Here is a 20,635-nt window from a genome sequence, read left to right as displayed (position 1 = left end):
ATGGCTGAGCAGGAAAACACCACCCCCGACCCGCTGGAGGAGGCATTCAATGCCCCCGCAGCGGAAGGCCACCCCGAAGCTGAATCGGTCGAAACCTCCGAGGACGCTGCGGAAGCCGTCGAGGCTGAGCTCCAGGACGCCGTAGAGGCAGAATCTGCTGACGCGGCACTCGCCGCGGAGCGCCTGGACTCCCTGCTTCGCCTGCAGGCAGAGTTCACCAACTACAAGAATCGCACCGCCCGCGAAAAGGAGCAGCTGCGAGGCTTCGTAACCAGTGAACTGGTGACCGCGCTGTTGCCGGTGCTCGATGATATCGACGCCGCACGCAAGCACGGTGACCTGCAGGAAGGCCCCTTCGCCTCCATTGCTACCAAGCTCGAAGAGCTGCTCAGCAAGCAGGGTGTGGAGCGTTTCGGTGAAGTAGGCGACGCCTTCGACCCGAACATCCACGAGGCTGTACTGCAGCAGCCCACCGACGAGGTGGCTGAGGATCATGTCTCCATGGTTCTGCGTTACGGCTACCGCGTGAACGACCGCGTGGTTCGTACCGCTCAGGTGGCTGTGGCTGTTGCAGCGTAAGGTGACGGCTAAGCATTGGCTGAATAACTAACGACGGGCGGGTGCTCTCCCAGCGGGGGAGTGCCCGCCCTGTTGTTTGCCTTGTGTCGTTTACCCTGGATGTTTTGCCTGGGCTGTTTTGCTGGGGCTGTTTGCTGGAGTGTTTGTCTGGGATGCGGCGAGCTGTGGTCGCGGTGAAAAACCCTTGGAGGGCGCTATTTTTTGGTCTAGCCCCTTCCAAAATTGAGTCAAGTAGACTAAACTTTTATATAGAGCATTAAGACAAGAACGTGGTGCCCTGCTAGCCGTCCCGTAACCGAGGAGGGCGGCGCATCACCGCGAGAGGAGAAACAAACACATGGCAAGTGAAAACTGGATAACTGACGACTTCTACAAGGCACTGGGTGTCAGCGAAGACGCAAGCGAAAACGACATCAAGAAGGCGTACCGCAAGCTCTCCCGCAAGTACCACCCCGACCTGAACCCCGGCGACGCCGCAGCGGAGAAGAAGTTCAAGGAAATCTCGGAAGCATACGACGTGCTCTCCGACAAGAAGCAGCGCGAGGAGTACGACCAGATCCGCCGCTACGGTGCCGCAGGCATGGGCGGCTTCGGTGGTGGCAGCTACACCGGCTACCCCGGCGCGGACGCATTCGGTGGCTTCAGCAGTGGCGGGGCGGGCATCAACATTGACGACCTGCTCGGCGGCCTCTTCGGCGGTAGCGCGGGCGGCTCCCGACGCTCCGCAGGCTTCACCAGCGCCGACTTCGGCGGCATGGGCGGTGGCGGCTTCGGCGGCGCACAGCACGTAGCCCCCGAAGAAAGCACCACCAGCACCCGCATCAGCCTCGCCCAGGCATACACCGGCGCAACCGTGACCGTGTTCCTGCCGGACGGTTCCCACACCGAGGCACGCATCCCCGCCGGCATTAAGGACGGTCAGAAGGTGCGCCTGCGCGGCAAGGGCCTGCACGGCGCCGATCTGAAGGTCACCGTGCGCGTCTCCGACGACTCCGTGTACTCGCGCGAGGGCAACAACCTGATCATGCGCGCACCCGTCACCCTCGCCGAGGCCGTCGACGGCGCAGTAATCGAGGTGCCCCTGCCCGACGCATCCACCGTGAAGCTGCGCCTGGCACCCGGCCAGGTTGGCCGCCGACTGCGTGCCAAGGGCCGCGGCTTCAAGGCTAAGGGTGGCGATGGCGACCTGATGGTCATCCCCGAAATCGTTCTGCCCACCGAGCTGAGCGCAGAGGCGCAGGAAGCATTCGACAAGTTCGTAAAACTGGCACCGCAGGAGAACCCGCGTAAGGATTTGTTGAAGAAGGCGAAGTAAACTATGGCATCTCGAGAATCATCATCCAAGTCTCGTAGCGGCAAGCCGCTGCACAGCGTGGACCTGCCGGTTTTCGTGATTTCTGTGGCGGCTGAGCTGGCGGGCATGCACCCGCAGACCCTGCGCCAGTACGACCGTATCGGCCTGGTTCAGCCTTCGCGTGCGCCCGGTAAGGCGCGCCGCTACTCGCAGCGTGACGTGAACCGTCTGCAGCAGATTCAGCAGCTCTCGCAGGAGGGCGTCTCCCTGGAGGGTATTCGCCGCATTATTGAGTTGCAGTCCCTCGTGGAGGAGCAGCAGGAACAGATTGCGGCACTGCAGCGTCAGGTTGAAGATGCGAAGGTGAAGCTGGGCCTGACGGAGCGTGTGTTCGCCGCCGGTACCAGTGGCGACGTGGTGCATATTGCCCGCGGTACCCGCCCGGCGCCTCGTCAGCGTTCCTCGGCGGTGGTGCTGTACCGTCAGCGTCACCAGGCAACTACAGCGGATGATACGAAGTCGCCGCGCTAAACCGGCAAAACCGGCTACACTTGGATAAACGGTACGGCTGTTCTAGCTCGCTTCTAATTCATTTGAGCTGGTCAGCCACCCATATAGGCTTGTGCGTCTTTGTGTATACGCCGCGAGGGAGGGTAGACCCCCGCCCCGCATGCACTTGGACCCACACACAAGGAGGTGAGGCTCCCCGAATGACCGGGGAGCCTCACCTCCTTAAATCTCGTAACTCAGGTGGGTTGAGATAATGGCTTCATTCTTCGCAACAGTAACGAAAACGGGGGCATAGGATAGAGATAGACGGTAGAGTGGGGGATACACAGAAGCACTTTTCGGCGGCTTGTTTATATGCAACAAGTAGCTCGGAGGCAGTGTTTCTGTACTGGAAGGTACTCTCTGAGATTTTCCGTATCACCATTAGCAACATTAGAGGGAGGTAAGAAAATGGCTGAGTCGATTGACAACAGTAACGTTGAGCGAGAGATAGGGCTGAGCTACGAACAAAGGTGGCAAGTCATCCAGCATTTTACTGAATGGATTAAGCACGGTGACTCTAAGATTCAGATGTTGCTGACTGTTCAAGGTGTTATTGTTGCTGCCTATGGAGCGTTCGTAGCAGGTTTTATTTCTAAAGGTATTACGTGGAATTGCTGGACGATTATTACTAGTCTACTGTTTGCTCTGACAGCATTCTTAACTTTCAAATATGGATTTTTTGTCGCCTTGCAGCCTTATACAAAACCATACAAGGGAGAAGGTGAAAAGCGAAATGTATTTTTCTATGGTTCATATCAGAAAAATGAACAGCTTGTTGAGTTGGAGATTCTGGATGATGAAGAGCAGCTAAAGCAGCTGAGTAGACAAATATCTGTACTCGGTGGAACGGCTAAAGAAAAGTTCGATAATGTTAAAATCCTTCAAAAGCGTGTTATGATTAGTTTTGTAGTAATGATTTTGGCGTTTGTTTCTTTTAGTCTTGTGAGGTAGGTGTTTAATTGTGGAAAATATGCAGGCCGTAAAAGATGTAGCTGAGAAATTGAATAATCAATTTATAGGTGAAGGTGTATCTGAAAAAGAATTGAATCTAGATGCTGTAAAGCTGGTAGAAAGTCTAGGCGGTACAGTGTATGAGGTTGGATACATAAAGATGAATGGTAATTCAATGGTTGTAAATCCTGATGATAATTCATTTGAGATATATGTCTCGGCATTTGATGGGAAGAAGCGACAAAAATTTACTATTGCTCATGAGATTGGACATTATTTTATTCACTATTTGAGGAATATTTCAAAAAATCCTCAAACTACTTATCGGAGGACAAGTGTTGCTGTTGGGGGTTATCAAGAGTATGAGGCAAATGTTTTTGCTGCAAATTTGCTAATGCCTGAGAGCAAGTTTAAACAAATTTATGAAAATTGTGGGCAAGATTTGGCTATTGTTGCTGAAAAATTTGGCGTTTCTATTGCAGCTGCTGAGGTTCGGGCTCGTTCTTTAGGGCTAATCGGTAATGTCTGAAGGTAATCAGGGGCGTCAAAAAAATGAGGTGCAGCCCGAGGTTATTACACCTCGGGCTGTGCTTGTGTGTGGTGTTGATATTGAAGGTTCCACGGCTTTGAAAGTTCAAAATCCAGGGCTCGGAAAATTTCAGATTGCAAACTTTTTAGAAAATTTTAATATTCTTTTGCGAGACAAAGACTCGCGAGATGGGGATGATTGTGAAGATGGATGGTTTTTATGGAGAGTGCGAGGTGATGAGCTCATCTATTTTAGAGTCATTCCATTTGAGGAATCAAATAACTCTTTTAATCAATATATTGAAAAATATGTTAATGAATTTGTTGTGACTCTTGAAGGTATGAGTTCTACAGAATCTATGGGGGTTCACGGATATGCTTTCTTGTTGCAGTCAAAAGGGGAGCCGTGGGACTTTTCCTGGAATCTTATCGCAAAAAATGGTGTTGGCAAGAAGAAAAAGCAGGATAATCTTGAAAAACAAATGGGGGATCCGTCCTTTCTTGACCTTCTTGCTGAGGAGGTTTTTTCGAATTACAATAAAGACCTTCGATCTATTCAAAATGATTATCATGTAGATTTCATAGGTCGTGAGGTCGATCTTGGGTTTAGAATTGCCGAGCATTCTCGACCCCACTATTTTGTTCTGTCTCCTAATCTGGCGAAGTGTATTTTGAGAACTGGAAGTGAGGAAAGGGATATTCTTTTTCTCGGTTTTCATGAGCTGAAGGGTTGCGCCATTGGGGATGGAGGGCCTGAAAAATTTCCTTTGTTTTTCATCCCGGTTAAAAATAAGGGCGATAGTCTAAGTGAAGAAATTTTAGAAAATTATAGAATATTCAATGATTCGGACTATGGGGAAAGTCTAAAAAAATTTGAAGAATACGAGCATAGTTCTTGTGAAAGAAAATATAATGGATTCGATAAGAAGAAAATTGATGCGAATGATAAATCTGGTGTAAATCCAAATATTCTCCAAGAAGTGCAGAGGCTTCTGGAGCAAGTGAGTGAATCTTTAGAAAAATATCAGGAGGAGCGTCTTCATCACTTACAGGAATCAAGCTTCCCCCCTTCTGAAGAAGAAACAACTTATTAAAACTAACCGTTAAGGAGGTGAGGCTCCCCGAACGAACGGGGAGCCTCACCTCCTTAACGTATATTCGCGCTGACCCGCGCTCAGCTGCGCCAACTAACGCTGACGCATCCCTGCTTACTTGCGGCGGTAGGTCAGGTCGTGGGCGCGGCGGCCCGCCTCCTGAGCCTTACGCTCAAAACTGGTGAGGGTACGACCCTCCCAACGCGGAGCCCAACCACCCTGCGGATCCTCCTCGGTCGCACCAGCGCCGGGGTGAACGTTCTCAAAGTCGGGGTGCGCCTCCAGAACATCGCGCATGACCAGGGCGTACTCCTCCCAGTCAGTCGCCAGACGCCAAATGCCGCCGGGCTTGAGCACGCGCGCAACCTTGTCAGCGAACGCCGGGGACACCAGGCGGCGCTTGTGGTGGCGGGACTTGTGCCAGGGGTCCGGGAAGAACACCCACAGCTCGTCCACGGAGTTCTCCTCGAGCATGTTGTCGAGCAGCTCGGGTGCGTTCGCCTGAGCCACACGCACGTTCTCCACGCCCGCGTTGCCCATCTTCAGCAGCAGGTCCGCAATGCCGGGGGTGTACACCTCAACGGCGAGGAAGTTCGCCTCGGGCACTTCGGCGGCGCGGTGCACGATTGCCTCGCCCAGACCGGAACCGATCTCGACGACCTGGTACGCCTCGCGGCCGTAAATCTTAACCGGGTCGAAGGTCGCCTCGGGTGCGACGGAGGTGTCGGTGCGCAGGCGCGGAATGTCCAGCACGTGGGTGGGGGAGTAGGTGTCCCACGCCTTCTGACGGCGCGCGGTGAGGCGGTCGCCGCGGCGGACGAAGGAATAGGGCTGGCGGAAGAATTCCTCGGGAACCGGCTTCTTGGCCTTTTCTTCGGTGGATTCGGGTGCCTGGCTAGGCTGCGTGTTCTCAGTAGACATACCTAAAAGAATAGCGCAGGGCCGCGGCACCGTGCGGTTTCGCGGCTTGTGCGGGCGGGTGATGCTTGGCTGGTCGGGCGTGGGTTAGCCGGGCGCGGGGCGGGGAGCATGCGCCAGCCTGGGCGGCATAGAAAGTCAGCGGGCATACAAAAGTGCGGCGGGAACAAAGACTGTTCCCGCCGCACTCTCGCGAGGTTGCTTGAGGAGTGAGCTAAGAGGAAGGGCTTACTTCTTGGAGCCCAGCAGCGCCAGACCCGTGCCGAGCATCACGATGTTGTTTGCGAGCTGCTGGCCGTCCTGGGTGGGGCGGAAGTACTTGTCGTGCATGTCCGGGTTGCGGAAGTACATGGTCATCAGGTTTGCCGCGAATGCGGTCAGGCCTGCACCCGCCAGGCGTGCGGGGATGAAGGGGGTCAGCAGGGTTGCGCCGAGTGCGGTCTCTGCGCCGGAGATGAGCTTACCGAAGGTCGCTGCGTCCAGCTTGGATACTGCGGGTACGCCGGTTGCCGCCATCTGCTGCAGGAAGGCGTAGGTGCCTTCGTCTGCCTTGAGCTTCTTGACGCCTGCATCGAGGATGAGTGCGCCGGCGGTGAGACGGAGTGCTGCGTTGGAGAACTTGCCCATTGTTGTGTCCTTCTGTTCTGTGGTTGGTCGGTTAGGTTTTCGTTTGAACGGTTTCTACTCTAGACCCACTTTCTCGCCTTGTAAAGTTTTACTTGTAAAGTTTCTTAATTTTTTGAAAACCAGGGAAAGCTCGCCGAGAAGGGAAGCGGTTCAGTGGTGGTACGGGGCGTGTTTTGGGTGGAATCTGAGGGATGCTGCTGGATCGCCCCATCTCAAAAATCCGGTGATGTTGTATTCCTTGTACTTGTGTGGGTATGAGGGGGTAAAATTTGAAATTATGCATTCTTTGCATAATTCTTTATCGGTGGCGCAAAAATTTGTAAACCCCGCGAAATCGGAGTTTACAAGCCCAAGCGCACCGCGCACGCTATGGATGCGGAAATTTCCCATCCATGCACACCGTTCAGGATTATGCACGAATACCAACCACCCGGAACCGCCCCCGAGTAAAACCCCGGGTAAAACCCCGAACCAAACCAGGGCGAACCGACGCAGGAAAGAGAAATACGTGACACAGCAGCCAACGCCGCACAACTCCGTCACCGGCCTAGATTCCGAAGCTGAGCACTCTAAGCTCCAGCGCGGACTGAGCTACCGACATATCCAGCTGATCGCTATTGGCGGCGCCATCGGTACCGGTCTGTTCCTCGGCTCGGCGAAAACCATTGCCCTGACCGGCCCCTCCATCGTCTTTGTGTACGCGATTATTGGTAGCGTCATCTACTTTGTTCTGCGCGCCATGGGCGAGATTCTGCTCTCCAACCCCAAGTACAAGTCCTTCACCGACTTCATTACCGACATTCTCGGTCTGCGCGCCGGCTTCTTCGTCGGCTGGTCGTACTGGTTCTTCTGGGTCGTTACAGGTATTGCGGACGTCATCGCAATCACCGGCTACGTGCAATACTGGCTGCCCGACATGCCTAAATTCATTCCGGCGTTGACCGTTATCGTGGCTCTGCTGTTGCTGAACCTGCCCTCGGTGAAGAACTTTGGCGAAATCGAGTTCTGGTTCGCCGTCATTAAGATTGTCGCGATTGTCGCCCTCATTATTGTTGGTGCACTCATGGTCGCCTTCAGCTTCACCAGCCCCGACGGCACCACCGCCTCCGTAAGCCACCTGTGGGACCACCCCGGCCCCTCCGGTAGCGGCATCTTCACCCAGGGTGTGACCGGCTTCCTCGGCTCCTTCCAGATCGCACTGTTCGCCTTCGTGGGTGCCGAGCTCGTCGGTACCGCAGTGGCAGAAACCAAGCACCCCGAACGCACCCTGCCCAAGGCGATTAACGCTGTGCCCTTCCGCATTGCGCTCTTCTACGCTGTGCCGCTGATGACCATCCTCGCCGTGACCCCCTGGGACAAGCTGGATAAGTCCATGAGCCCCTTCGTAGGCATGTTCTCCCTGGCGGGCATTGCTGTTGCAGCCTCCCTGGTGAACTTCGTGGTGCTGACCTCCGCCGCATCTTCGGCGAACTCCGGTATCTTCTCGACCTCCCGCATGGTCTACGGTCTGGCACACGACGGTGCCGCACCCTCCGCACTGGGTAAGCTCACCAAGAACGGTGTGCCCGCCAACGCCCTGTACCTGACCACCGTGCTGCTGCTGTTCAGCCTGGTCATGCTGTACGCCGGTAGCGGCATTATGGAGGCGTTCACCGTGGTGACCTCCGTGGCGTCGATGATGGGTATCTTCACTTGGAGCATGATCCTGATTGCGTACCTGGTCTACCGCAAGAAGTTCCCCGAACGCCACGAGGCATCCGAGTATAAGATGCCCTGGGGTATCGGCATGAGCTGGTTTGGCCTGGTCTTCTTTGCTGTGATGGTCTACGCCCTGAGCCTGTACCCGGACACCGCAATCGGTCTGGCACTGACCCCCATCTGGTTCATTGTTCTGGCGATTGGCTACGAGATCCTAACCCGCCGCCACGCCGCGAAGCGCGCTCGCGCGCTGGCTACTGAGAGCACTGCTGACAAGGCTGGTCAGAAGTAGTCTTCAGCTCTCCTCCGGCTGGTTTGTGTGAGCCCCGCCCCGCATTCTTGATTGATGCGCAGGGCGGGGTTTTCTGTGTCTATTAGCCCCCGTCAGGCGGCAGATAGTGACCTGTTTAATAGATTCGCGACACACCAAGAGCTGAAAAACATTTCATTCACCGTTCAAAGCGTGTAGAATATCTATCCAAACAGATGTGTAAGCTCCCAAAGGTACCCGCATCGGGCGATGTTTGAACGCGCCCCGGATGCGGCGCGAACCATGGTTGAGCGCATCTTCCGCCCCGAAAGCCGGGGCTGCCCCGCATTAATAGTGGTTGCATATCTATACGCGAAACCTACCGGATGACACCGAAAAACCCTCATCCACCATGCACTATATGCGCTACGGGGCCTAACTGCAGAAAAGAGGACGTCGTGACTGAACAGAACAACGTCACCCTGAATCCTAAAGCTCCCGAACAGGGAGAACGACTGCACCGCGGTCTGAGCAACCGACATATTCAGCTCATCGCTATCGGCGGTGCCATCGGCACCGGCCTGTTCATGGGATCCGGACGCGCTATCTCCGTCGCCGGCCCCTCCGTCATTTTCGTGTACATGCTCATCGGCGCCGTCATCTTCCTGGTGCTGCGCGCCATGGGTGAAATCCTGCTGTCGAACCTGAAGTACAAGTCCTTCTCCGACTTCACCACCGACCTGGTCGGCCCCATGGCGGGATTCTTCCTCGGCTGGTCCTACTGGTTCATGTGGGTGGTCACCGCAGTTGCGGACATCATCGCAATCGTCGGTTACCTGCGCATGTGGTGGCCTGACCTGCAAGCCTGGATTCCGGCGCTCGCCGTTATCAGCGTGCTCCTGGTGCTGAACCTGGTCTCGGTGAAGAACTTCGGCGAAATCGAATTCTGGTTCTCCATGATTAAGATTGTCGCGATTGTTGCCCTGATTGTGGTCGGTGGCGCACTCGTGGCTATCGGCTTTACCTCGCCCAGCGGCGCGCAGGCATCCGTCGCGAACCTCTGGAACGACGGTGGCATGTTCCCCAACCACTTCATCGGCTTCCTTGGCGCATTCCAGATCGCCGTCTTCGCGTTCATGGGCTCCGAGCTGGTCGGTACCACCGCCGCAGAAACCCAGGACCCCGAAAAGACCCTGCCCAAGGCAATTAACGCCGTGCCCGTGCGCATCATGGTCTTCTACGTGGGTGCGCTCGCCATCATCCTGATGGTTACCCCCTGGCGCCTTGTCAGCCCCGACAACAGCCCCTTCGTCGCCATGTTCACCCTGGCGGGCCTGGGCATCGCCGCGCACATCATCAACTTCGTGGTGATTACCAGCGCGACCTCCTCGGCGAACTCCGGTATCTTCTCGACCTCGCGCATGGCATTCGGCCTGGCACGCGAGCGTAGCGCACCCGCCTTCCTGGGCAAGCTCTCGGGCAACGGCGTGCCGCGTAATGCGCTGTTCCTCTCCGCCGTGATGCTGCTGTCCTCGCTGGTTCTGCTGTACGCGGGCGATTCGATTTCGAGCGCGTTCAACCTGGTCACCACCGTGGCTGCGGTGCTCGTGATTTTTGCGTGGGCCATGATCATGGTCAGCTACCTGATGTACCGCAAGAAGTTCCCCTCGCGCCACGAGAAGTCGCACTTCCGACTGCCCGGCGGTCGCTTTGCCGCGTGGCTGACTCTGGCGTTCTTCGCCTTCACCATCGGCGTGCTGGCCATGTATGAGGAGACCCTGCGCGGCCTGCTCGCAATGCCCGTCTGGTTCGCGATTCTGGGTATCGGCTGGTTCTTCAAGCGCCGTGCGGATGCACGCCGTCACGAGGCAATCTCGACCCGCACCGCGCAGATTGCGATTGTGGAGGCGTCCGAAATCTTCTCGGCACGCTAAGCTGCGCCTACTATCTGCGCTGGCTATCGGTGCCGGTTGCCTGTGCCGGTTACCTGTGCCGGATAGCCGTGCATGCGTAAAGCCCGCGCCCCTACTCTTTCGGGAGTAGGGGCGCGGGCTTTCGCTATCTCTAAAGATGTACCCGAGAGGCTCGCGGGAGTGCGGGCGCTTAGACGGACGCTACCTCTGCTTCTTCCGCCAGCGGATCCTCGTCATCGTCGGTGCGGTAGAAATCCCAGCGTTCACAGCCGCAACCGGAACGCATCGCCTCGATGACTGCGGCAGCCGCCTCCATCGGGTCGAGTGCGTGCAGGTTCCACAGCGCATGCACCGGCACCGGGTGCCTCCAGCCGTGCTCCTGCAGGAACTCCGGGTCGAAGGCGGGCAGCGCCTCGACGGTGGGTTCGAACTCGCAGAGGAAGCCGGTGGGGGAGCGGAAAATCGTCACCATGGGGGTCGGGTCGGCGTCCTCGAGGGAGGCGCCATCGAAGAAGTAGTAGGTGCTCAGACGGCGGTTCCAGGCAAGCTGCGCGAGGCGCTCGCCGAAGGCCTCCACCGTCTGCTCCCACTGGGTGCGGTGGTACGCCGCCAGGTCGGTGTGGGCGGTCTGCACCACGCCGATGCCCTGCTCGTTGAACTCGCGGGCGCTCAGGCGTGCGGGCTCTACGGGTTCTGCAGACTCTGCAGGCTCTAGTGACTCTGCGGGAGCGTCCGCAGGGGACTCTTCCGGGGTATCTAGCTCAGCCTCGAGGAGCTCAAGATCCTCAGCGGCGTTCAGCTCAGCTTCTGCCGCCGCGTTTGCCTCATTGTGCGTCCACAGGCGCAGCTCACGGGCAATCTGCGCGCGACCGCGATGCAGGGTCGCCTGCCAGGAACCGAACTTAGCGCGTACCGCGCCCAGCGGCGGCACCTCACCAATCAGAGTCTGAATGGTCGACCAGTATCCGTACACCAGTGCCGTGGGATCACGGTCGTAGCGGGCGCAATAGCTCAAAAAGAGGCTTAGGGTCTTCGACGCGAAATCCTCGGGTACCTCGGCGGCGTCAATGTACCACTCGTTCTCGAGCGCCTCCGCCGGGTAGATGCCGGTGCGGAGCATACCGAGGGTCCAGTCGCCGTCACCGAGGGTATCTTTTGCGGCCTGCACGGGCGCGGGCCAGGCGGATTCACCCTCCATACTGGCGGCGAGCAGAGTGTACAGGCTGCCGCCCTCAGTGCCAATCTCTTTGGCGCCGCGCTGCCTGATGTCTTCAACGGTCTGCGCGTACGCCTCTTCCTCCAGCTGGGAGTAGGGATGCGCGGCAAGGTACTTGAGCGTTGCACCAATCTTCGCCAGGATGGTCGCGATATCTTCGCTGGCAAAGTGGCGCGCCTCCAGTGCGGGCGGCAGGTCGTGGATAATATCGCAATCAAGAACCAGCGCCGCGTACTCGGGCTCCGGCGGCAGATCGTAGGCTTCCGCGAAAACGTACCAGAGTCCGCAAGCGAGCATCGGGTAGCTCGGGGCGTCTGCAGCGACCGGGCCAAACTGCCAGATGCCGGAGTTCAGCGCATAGTTCAGATGCTTCTTATTAATGTGCGGGTACAGAAAGCTGAGGCGGCGCAGAACCTGGGTAGGGGTGAACCCCAGCGCGGCGAGTTCTGCAATGAGCTCCGCGTACTCGTCGTGAAAATCTAAGTAGCCCTCCGGGGCATTTGATAGCGCGGCATGTTCGCGCATTTGGGGCCCTCTTTCATGCGTAGGAGGTGGCGGCACCTCGTCGTACCGTGCCGCCGAACCCTGAATGTGTGCACGCAGATAAGGGTGTTTGAGTGATGTGAAGCCATGTCCTTATCTGCACGTTTGAGAGATATTTTTTCAAAAAATATGCTCTTTTATCTAAATTTATCGCTGGAACTTAGCACTATTCAAATATGTGCACCCTTAACACGGTTTCTTGCGGAAAGATGACAATTTTTAGCGTGCCCGCAGGGCAAAATGTGCACAAAAGCTTGTACTCTGCACCAGTAGATACGGCAGAAAAATACGCTCACCCCCACCTGCAATAGCAAGCAAAATACGCCCCGCGCTGACTCTTTCGTCTGCACAACCGGCCAACCCATGAACCACGGCGAAATATGCGAAACTGGAAGGATGAGCGAAAACCCCCTCCCGAGCAGCATCCGCCCGCGCGCGGATCGAGCTACAGACCCCGCGCCCAGCAGTGCCGCAGGTAGCGAAACCGGCGGCACAACTGAGCAGCCCGCCGAGCACCTCATTAATGCGCTCGCGGTAGAAACCGGCATCGCCCCGCACCGCATCCGCGCCGCTGTGGCGTTGCTCGACGCCGACAACTCTGTGCCCTTCATCGCCCGTTACCGCAAAGAAGCAACGGGCGCGCTCACCGACACCCAGCTGCGCACCATCCAGTCGCGCCTGAGCCAGCTCCGCGCCCTCGAAGAGCGACGCAACCGCGTGCTCGAAGCGCTCACCGAACGCGCCGACGAAGGCCTCATCGACCCGCTCACCCTGCTGCAGCTGCGTTCCTCGCTCATGAACGCCGCCACCATCGCAGACGTGAACGCCATCTACGCCCCCTACCGCAGTGAGCGCGTGACCCGCGCCCAGATGGCGCGTGCCGCCGGGCTCGACTCGCTCGTCGAAGACCTGCTGGAGGTACCCCTCGCCGACGCGCACGCCATTGCCACCGCGTACATTACCGACGCCACCGAAGACGACGAAGACGAGGGTATTGAGGCTGCGGAGGCGGACGAAGCCCTGCAGATTCACAGCGCCGAAGAGGCCCTCGATGGCGCCCGCGCAATCCTGATTGACCGCGCCCTCACCGACCCGGTGCTGAGCGAAAAGCTCCTCAAGCGCCTGCGTGAAGGCGGCGTGATTGAGTCCCGCGTAATCGCCGGTCACGAGAGCGCTGGCGCGAAGTTCTCCGACTATTTCGCCTTCTCGGACCGTATTCGCTCCATTCCGCCGCACCGCGTGCTGGCCCTGCACCGCGCCAAGGACGCCGGCGTGGTGCGCCTGAAGGTGGACGTGGCACCCGCCCCCGCACCGCTCAGTCGCCTGCGCGGTGCCGCCCGCATCGAGGCCGAGGCCGCAGCCGAAAACTACGAGAACGTCCGTTCTGCATACGAGCGTGAAGTTGCCGCCGCGCTACGCATCCCCGTGCAGGTGCTCAACACCGTCGACGACGAAGACCGCGTACTCGGCTGGCTCGCCGCCACCGTGCGCACCGCATGGCGCAGCCACCTGCGCCCGCGCCTTGCCGAACGCATCCGCCACCAGCTACTCGACGCCGCCGCACAGCACGCGACAGAGGTGTTCGCCTCCAACCTGCGCGATATTCTGCTCGCCGCGCCCGCCGGGCACAAGACCACCCTCGGCCTGGATCCTGGTCTGCGCCACGGCGTGAAATACGCCGTGGTTGACGGCACCGGTGAGCCGTTGCGCGTGGGCACCGTCTACCCGCACGCCCCGCGCAACCAATGGGCAGAAGCACTGCGCGAGCTCGCCGCAGCCTGCCGCGAGCACGGCGTGGAACTCATCGCCATTGGCAACGGCACCGCAAGCCGTGAAACCGACAAGCTCGCCAGCGAACTGATCCGCACACTGCGCGAGGAAGGCGCAGAAGCACCCCAGAAGGTGACCGTTTCCGAGGCGGGCGCATCCGTCTACTCCGCCTCCGCCCTCGCCGCCGCCGAGCTGCCCGACTACGACGTGACCGTACGCGGCGCCGTCTCGATTGCCCGCCGCCTGCAGGACCCGCTCGCCGAGCTCGTCAAAATCGACCCGCAGTCCATCGGCGTGGGCCAGTACCAGCACGACGTGCCGCCCGCCGCCCTGCGCCGCGCCCTCAACGACACCGTCGAAGACTGCGTGAACGCCGTGGGTGTGAACCTCAACAGCGCCTCCGTGCAGCTGCTCGCGCACGTGGCGGGCGTGGGCACCGCAACCGCCGAACGCATCGTCGCCTACCGCACCGAACACGGCGCCTTCGCGAACCGTCAGCAGCTGCTGAACGTGCCGCGACTGGGCGCGAAGACCTTCCGCCAGGCGGCAGGATTCATCCGCATCCGCGGCGGTGAAGAGCCGCTAGACGCCTCCGCCGTGCACCCGGAAGCCTACCCGCTCGCGCGCCGCATTATTGCCGACGCGCAGGCACGCAACGGCGCCCACTGGGTTGCCGGCGCCCTGGGTACTTCGGACGGGAGCGACCCGCTTGCTGGGCTGAACCCCGCCGACTACGTACAGGGCAGTGATACTCAGGTCGACGCTCAGATGAGCGCGGACGAAGCCGCCGCCGGCGTGTACACGGTCGAGGATATCTTCACCGAGCTACGCCGCCCCGGCCTGGACCCGCGCGGTAGCTTCCGCACCGCCCGCTTCTCCGAATCCGTCTCGCACTTCGGGGACGTACGCCCCGGCATGGTGCTCGAGGGCACCGTCTCGAACGTGGCGGCATTCGGCGCGTTCGTGGATATCGGCGTGCATCAGGACGGTCTCGTACACATCTCGCAGATGAGCCGCGGCTACGTGGCGAACCCGCACGACATTGTGCGCAGTGGCGATATTGTGCGGGTGCGCGTGGTGGAGGTTGACCCGGCGCGCCGCCGCATCTCCCTATCCCTGCTGGTAGAGGACGAGAACTAGCGGAGGAGCGCGGTGGTGGAGCACTAGCGCCCGCTGACCTGTTCAGCAATCCGCGAATGAGCATTCTCTAAAATTTCAGCTCCCGCAAGAGCACACAAAAGCCCCGACAAGCACTAACTGTGCCTGTCGGGGCTTTATTTGGGTGCGATTCGAGCTCTACGCCCGAGCTACACCTTAGAAGTCGATGTTCGCCGGGTCAGCGCCAATACGACCCTCGGGGCTGGACAGTGCATCCACAGCCGCAATGTCCTCAGCGGTCAGCTTCACGTTCACCGACGCCAGGTTCTCCTCAATACGGGAGGGGGTCACGGACTTCGGGATAGCCACGGTGCCCTTAGCCAGGTGCCACGCCAGCACGACCTGCGCCGGGGTTGCACCGTGGCGCTCCGCAATCTCAGCCAGCACGGGGTTCTGCAGCAGGTCACTACCGTTGCCCAGCGGACTCCACGCCTGAGTCACGATGCCGTACTCGGCGTGAACGGCGCGCAGAGCCTCCTGCGAGAAGTAGGGGTGCAGCTCAATCTGGTGGATGACCGGAACCACGCCGGTCTCCTCGATAATCTCGCGCAGCTGCTCCTCCGGGAAGTTCGAAACACCAATAGAACGGACCTTACCCTGCTTCTGCAGCTCAATCAGCGCACGCCAGGAATCCAGGTACAGGCCCTGCTGCGGCTTAGCCCAGTGAATCAGGTACAGGTCAACGTAGTCGGTGCCCAGCTTCTCCAGGGAAGCCTCGAACGCCTCGAAAGCGCTCTCGTAGCCCTGGTCGGAGTTCCACAGCTTGGTGGTGAGGAAGATGTCCTCGCGAGCCACGTCGGAGTTGGCGATAGCGCGGCCTACGCCCGCCTCGTTGCCGTAGATAGCGGCGGTGTCGATGTGGCGGTAGCCGGTCTCCAGGGCGGTGCCCACAACCTTCTCGGCAACCTCGTCCTCAACCTGCCACACGCCGTAGCCCAGCTGCGGAATGGTTCGGCCGTCGTTGAACTTTACGTTCGGTACGTTGTAGCTCATGATGCTCCTTAGAGTGGGGGAGGCGGCGCCTCCCGAATAGTCGTTTTAGATAGTCGTACCAGGTTACGCCCCAGAGCCCCTGTTGAGAAGAGCCAGGGCAGAATCGGGTGTGAATCTAGCCCGAGGCGTAACCAGGTGACGAAAAATGACGACTACCGCTCGATAGCCGGCGCAAAGAGCTCACGCACATCCTCAGCCGTCACCGCCGCGGAGGCGAACTCACCCTCACCGACCACCGCATCGAAGAGCGCGGCCTTCGACTCCTTGAGCTGCATGACCTTCTCCTCAATCGTGCCCTCGGCGACCAAGCGGTAGACGTGCACCTCCTTGTCCTGGCCGATGCGGTGAATACGGTCCACCGCCTGCTGCTCGGCGGCGGGGTTCCACCACGGATCCATGATGAACACGTGATCCGCCTCGGTCAGGTTCAGGCCGAAACCGCCCGCCTTGAGCGAAATGAGGAACACTGGCTCCTGACCGCTCGTGAATGCCTCAATGACCTCGGCGCGGTTGCGGGTCGAACCGTCCAGGTACAGGTGGCCGATGCCCTCCTCTGCCAGGCGTGCCGAAATGCTCTTGAGGTAGCCGGTGAACTGGCTGAACACCAGCACACGGTGGCCCTTCTCGAGCAGGTCGGGTAGCTGCTGAACCAGGTAGTCGCGCTTGACCGACGACACTCCGGCGTAGGCCTCCGGGTCAATCAGCGCGGCATCAAGGGCCAGACGGCGCAGCAGGGTCAGCGACTGGAAGATCGTGAACCGGTTCTTGTCCATATCCTCCAGCAGACCCAGCACCTTCTGGCGTTCACGCTGCAGATGCGTGTCATAGATGCGGCGGTGACCGGCAGCCAGCGGCAGGTTCACGCGCGTATCGTTCTTCGCCGGAAGCTCTGCCGCCACCAGCTCCTTGGTGCGGCGCAGCATGAGCGGGCGGATGCGCCGGCGCAGACGAGCAGCCGTCGCCGCGGCGTGCGCCGGGTCCTCACCGGACTCCGCCGGGCGAGCGTACAGGTCACGGAACGCACGGGCAGAGGGGAACAGACCGTCCGCCACAATCGCCAGCAGCGCCCACAGCTCCATGAGGTTGTTCTCAATGGGCGTGCCGGTCATCGCAATCTTGGTGCGGGCGGGCATCGCGCGGGCGATGGACCAGGCGCGGGTGCCGGTGTTTTTGACGAATTGCGCCTCGTCCAGCAGGAGCGCGCTCCAGCCTTCGGGGGCGGACAGTTCGCCCGTGAGGTCATCCACAGTACAGCCCAGAGTGCGGGCGTAGCCGGTGTAGGCGTCCTCGTCCATGCGTAGCAGCGTGTAGCTGGTCAGCACCAGGCGCGCCCCGGCGATGCGCTCGGCAAGCGGGGTCTTACCGGCGGTGGTTTCGGTGATGGTCACTACCTTCGCCTCGGGCAGGAAGCGTTCCGCCTCCGCCGCCCAGTTCGCAACTACGGAGGTCGGCGCAACTACGAGGAAGGGCGCGAACGGCTCAACGCTCTCACCGCGCTCGGCGGCACGCTCGGAGGCGGCGCGGTGCTCCTCGATGGCGTGGGCGAGCAGAGCGAGAGCCTGCACGGTCTTACCCAGACCCATATCGTCAGCGAGAATACCGCCCAGACGGTGCTCGTACAGGAACGACAGCCACTGGAAGCCCTCAACCTGGTAGGGGCGCAGAGTCGCCTGCAGACCGGTGGGCACCGGGCAGCTCGGAATAATCTGGCGGGAAGCCTTCTTTCGGGAGGTTTTCCGGGGCGCGAGGGAATCCTGAGTGCCCTTATCAGACGCATTTTTAGTGCCCTGTTCGGCACTCTCTTCGGCATCTTCCAGGCCCTCAACCAGCTCCAGCAGCGAACGCACCTGAGCATCCCAACGCGCGGTCGTATGCACGCTCGCCGCCAGCGACTCCAGCTCAGAGAACAGCCCCGCCTGGTGCCGGTTAATGCGCAGCTCACCGCCCGCGTCGTCGAGTTCGCGAGCCTCCGCAATGAGGGTGCGCAGGGTCTTAAACTCGGGTCGACGCAGCGAGAAGTAGGTGCCGTTGCCTAGCAGGATGCGGTCCGCACCCCGGTCCAGGGCCTCGAAAATCTGGGCGAAGGGCACGGTCCAGTTATTCACCTTCACAGCGATGCCCAGCCCGAACCAGTCGCGCGAATTGCCCTCGCTCACGGTGATTTCGATGAGCGCGTCGGTTGCCTCCACGAACTGTGGCGGGGTGCCGTTAAAACGCACCTGAACAGCGGAAACACGGCGAAGCTTCGGCAGAATCGCACTGAGCAGATCGCGGGTTTCCCAGCCTTCGATGCGGCGCTCCTCCAGCCTGGAAAGCGCCGGGTGAGCGGCAAGAATGGCGCGCACCGAACGCAGTACGCGCGCCTCAAAACGCTCATCACGAATCTCGCCGCCCTCTTCACCGGGGTAGCCGAAAACGGGCAGGGACTGCACATCGGAGCCGGTCGCAGGATTCTGTGCGCTCGCCTCTTCTGCGCTGTCCTCCGCGAAGGGGTTCAGCGGGTACTCCCAATGCCAGCTCAGCTGCGCATCGTGGCGTACCTGCTCGTCAAAGCTGATGTCAAGCACCAGATGCGGCGGCTTCACGCGCGGCAGCGCCAGCGCAGGATCGGGGGTCAGCGAGGGAATGGAGCGGCTGAGCGCGGGCAGATACTCTTTCTGGAACGTGGCGCGTTCCGCGGCGGGAATGTGCACGGTTCCGGCGCTAATGAGCGATTCGGAGGCGGCATCGAGCGGCTCAACCAGGGGGATGAGCGCCAGCTCCACGCCCTCGGACAGCTCGGGTACGGCGGGGGAGTAACGCACCCGTTCACCCTGCGCCGGGTTGATGGTCGGGGCAGAGGGCTCAGCAGGTACCTCCCGTGCGTCCTTTTGGGCAGTCTTGTGCACGAAAGATTCGCGGCCCACTTCATCCAACGCGCCGGGGCGCACGGTTTTCCAGTGCACCGCCTTTGCCGCCTGTTCGTACTCCTGCTGAGCGAGCCCGCCCAGGGCAAAGAAGCCGGTGCGCGGGGTGCCGATGGGGTGGCAGTGCACGGCGGGCAGCCAGAGCTGGCGCAGCAATTCGCCTTCGCGTCCTTCCCAGCTGAGCGCGGCTTGAAGCTGCAGGCCGGCGCCTTCTCCGGGTGTATCTTCTGCGGCGGCGGCGTGCAGGCGCACCTGTGCGGGGCTCAGCACGGCGTAGTTCACCTCGCGGCCGTTGATGAGCAGAGGCAGGCCAATATCCTCCGCGCGGGCGAGTACATCCCAGAGCAGAGTGGAGGCAGAAGCGCTAATCGAAATCCAGTCGCGGTGCGAGGAATACATGTTCTGCCAGGGGCGGGCAATCGAGTAGAGTTCGGCGAAAAATCGTTCGTGTTCGGGGTAGATTTCGTGCCGCCCGACGGGTCCGCCCACGCTGGAAGCGAAAGTTTCCCAGCTGAGTCCGCCCTTGATCCAGCGCCCGGTTTTGGATGCCATGAGCGGGCGGGCGAGCAGGTTAATGCTGGGGGTTGCTCCGGGCATATTGCGGCCGCGCGCGTAGGATCCGGAGACGCTTAGCGAGAAATCCAGGGCGCCGCTCACGCGCATCGAATCAATGCCCGCAAGGTCCTGACGTGCGGAAAGAACGGAGGAGAGGTCGCGCCGCCAGGCAGAAATTTTGGAGGCGGCACCATCGAGCGCTGTGGGGTCGAGCGCAGTGGGGGAGGAGCCTAGCTCGTTGAGCGCAAAGCGTCCCTGCGGGTTTTCGGGCTCGGCAGTCTCTGCATTGGGTGCGGGTAGGTTCGCCGCGGTGGTGAGTGCACCGGAGGCGCGCAGCGCCGCGAGCGGGTCGGCGGCCTTCTTTGCCTCGGCAACATCCGCGCTCTTTGAATCTGCGGATCCCTGTGCCTGTGCCGCACCCTTCGCTGCGGCAGAGGGGGCAGAGGGTACGCCGACAGGTCCGGGGTGTTCGCTGAGTGCCTTTCTCGCTACGGAGGCGCGGTCGAGCGCAGTGAGCATGAGCGCTACGGCGTGCTTGCAATCGGTGAGCACGGGGCAGGTGCAGCGGGCGGTGAAGGTTGCGGAGCCGCTGACGGCGGGGAAGAAGCGAATGGTCACTTCGTAGGGGATGATGGTGCTTCCGTTGACAAGCCCGGTGAGGGTGCTGTTGTCTTCGTCGTAGCTGTAGCGGATGACTTCGCGGTTGCGCTGGTAGGCGACACCGCGCTGGTAGGTGCGGTGCCCGACCTGGCGAATGATCTGCGGTACGGTGACGGGAATTTCGGGGAAGGGGTTGTTGGCGCTCACCAGCTCATTATCGCGTATCGTGCGGGTTTGCGCCTTGTCGCCGGTCATGTGCTGGAGGCTGCCGGGCTGACTGCTGAGCTGGTTGCCGAGGCGACTATTGGGCGGTGGTTTGGGGTGCATTTCGTATTTTTGTCGGGAGGGTTTTCACCGCATAAAAACACCGGTATTAACATAAGATATTCCGCGCAGTATCAAAAATTCTCGCCATTTAAAACGTTCCCACAAGCTAAAACGCCAATAATCTAAATCTCTTTCAGAAAACGCTTTACTTAACTTGAGAAAA

At 59.9% G+C, this 20,635-nt stretch carries 14 protein-coding genes; 9 read left to right on the top strand and 5 right to left on the bottom strand.

The window, feature by feature from the left end; all coding sequences use genetic code 11:
• The 6 genes from RWZ58_RS05800 to RWZ58_RS05775 all read left to right on the top strand — a co-directional run bounded on the left by RWZ58_RS05800 (nucleotide 1) and on the right by RWZ58_RS05775 (nucleotide 4,998).
• The gene (locus tag RWZ58_RS05800; RefSeq protein ID WP_314657971.1) at nucleotides 1-579 is read left to right on the top strand and encodes a nucleotide exchange factor GrpE; all 579 of its coding nucleotides are present in this window, start codon (nucleotides 1-3) and stop codon (nucleotides 577-579) included.
• Between the two features lie 337 nt (nucleotides 580-916).
• Nucleotides 917-1,894 carry a DnaJ domain-containing protein gene (locus RWZ58_RS05795; protein WP_070819009.1) on the top strand — a complete coding sequence of 326 codons (978 nt, stop codon included), beginning with the start codon at nucleotides 917-919 and terminating at the stop codon, nucleotides 1,892-1,894.
• Nucleotides 1,895-1,897: 3 nt separating this feature from the next.
• Nucleotides 1,898-2,404 carry a heat shock protein transcriptional repressor HspR gene (locus RWZ58_RS05790; protein ID WP_314657970.1) on the top strand — a complete coding sequence of 169 codons (507 nt, stop codon included), beginning with the start codon at nucleotides 1,898-1,900 and terminating at the stop codon, nucleotides 2,402-2,404.
• 429 nt (nucleotides 2,405-2,833) lie between these two features.
• A complete protein-coding gene (locus tag RWZ58_RS05785; protein WP_314657969.1) occupies nucleotides 2,834-3,376 on the top strand; it encodes a hypothetical protein in 543 nt (180 codons plus the stop codon).
• A 19-nt stretch (nucleotides 3,377-3,395) separates the two neighbouring features.
• Nucleotides 3,396-3,905, top strand: a complete 510-nt coding sequence (locus RWZ58_RS05780) for an ImmA/IrrE family metallo-endopeptidase (protein ID WP_314657977.1) — start codon at nucleotides 3,396-3,398, stop codon at nucleotides 3,903-3,905.
• Complete coding sequence (locus RWZ58_RS05775) at nucleotides 3,898-4,998, top strand: hypothetical protein (RefSeq protein WP_314657968.1); 1,101 nt, start codon at nucleotides 3,898-3,900, stop codon at nucleotides 4,996-4,998. The genes RWZ58_RS05780 and RWZ58_RS05775 overlap by 8 nt, the downstream gene beginning before the upstream one ends.
• Before the next feature lie 114 nt (nucleotides 4,999-5,112).
• Here RWZ58_RS05775 and trmB read toward each other — a convergent pair whose 3' ends face one another.
• Both trmB and RWZ58_RS05765 read right to left on the bottom strand, forming a co-directional pair.
• Nucleotides 5,113-5,919, bottom strand: a complete 807-nt coding sequence (trmB, locus tag RWZ58_RS05770) for a tRNA (guanosine(46)-N7)-methyltransferase TrmB (RefSeq protein ID WP_314657967.1) — start codon at nucleotides 5,917-5,919, stop codon at nucleotides 5,113-5,115.
• 225 nt (nucleotides 5,920-6,144) lie between these two features.
• Complete coding sequence (locus RWZ58_RS05765; protein WP_314657966.1) at nucleotides 6,145-6,543, bottom strand: hypothetical protein; 399 nt, start codon at nucleotides 6,541-6,543, stop codon at nucleotides 6,145-6,147.
• 508 nt (nucleotides 6,544-7,051) lie between these two features.
• Between RWZ58_RS05765 and RWZ58_RS05760 the strand changes: the two genes are divergently transcribed.
• Nucleotides 7,052-8,533, top strand: coding sequence for an amino acid permease (locus RWZ58_RS05760; RefSeq protein WP_314657965.1), 1,482 nt, complete (start codon nucleotides 7,052-7,054; stop codon nucleotides 8,531-8,533).
• A 416-nt stretch (nucleotides 8,534-8,949) separates the two neighbouring features.
• The gene (locus RWZ58_RS05755) at nucleotides 8,950-10,425 is read left to right on the top strand and encodes an amino acid permease (RefSeq protein WP_294627716.1); all 1,476 of its coding nucleotides are present in this window, start codon (nucleotides 8,950-8,952) and stop codon (nucleotides 10,423-10,425) included.
• Nucleotides 10,426-10,594: 169 nt separating this feature from the next.
• On the opposite strand, the gene RWZ58_RS05750 is transcribed toward RWZ58_RS05755, so the two are convergent.
• On the bottom strand, nucleotides 10,595-12,145 hold the full coding sequence (locus tag RWZ58_RS05750) for a dehydrogenase (RefSeq protein ID WP_314657964.1): 1,551 nt from the start codon (nucleotides 12,143-12,145) through the stop codon (nucleotides 10,595-10,597).
• A 414-nt stretch (nucleotides 12,146-12,559) separates the two neighbouring features.
• Here RWZ58_RS05750 and RWZ58_RS05745 point away from each other — a divergent pair, with 414 nt between their 5' ends.
• A complete protein-coding gene (locus RWZ58_RS05745) occupies nucleotides 12,560-15,073 on the top strand; it encodes a Tex family protein (RefSeq protein ID WP_314657963.1) in 2,514 nt (837 codons plus the stop codon).
• Between the two features lie 174 nt (nucleotides 15,074-15,247).
• On the opposite strand, the gene RWZ58_RS05740 is transcribed toward RWZ58_RS05745, so the two are convergent.
• Together RWZ58_RS05740 and RWZ58_RS05735 are read right to left on the bottom strand one after the other, a co-directional pair.
• The gene (locus RWZ58_RS05740; RefSeq protein WP_314657962.1) at nucleotides 15,248-16,084 is read right to left on the bottom strand and encodes an aldo/keto reductase; all 837 of its coding nucleotides are present in this window, start codon (nucleotides 16,082-16,084) and stop codon (nucleotides 15,248-15,250) included.
• A 152-nt stretch (nucleotides 16,085-16,236) separates the two neighbouring features.
• Nucleotides 16,237-20,400 carry a DEAD/DEAH box helicase gene (locus tag RWZ58_RS05735; RefSeq protein ID WP_314657976.1) on the bottom strand — a complete coding sequence of 1,388 codons (4,164 nt, stop codon included), beginning with the start codon at nucleotides 20,398-20,400 and terminating at the stop codon, nucleotides 16,237-16,239.
• Between the last annotated feature and the right edge of the window lie 235 nt (nucleotides 20,401-20,635).

The sequence above is a fragment of the uncultured Rothia sp. genome, from assembly GCF_963544205.1.
Taxonomy (GTDB): domain Bacteria; phylum Actinomycetota; class Actinomycetes; order Actinomycetales; family Micrococcaceae; genus Rothia.
This window is presented reverse-complemented; position numbering and strand designations above follow the sequence as displayed.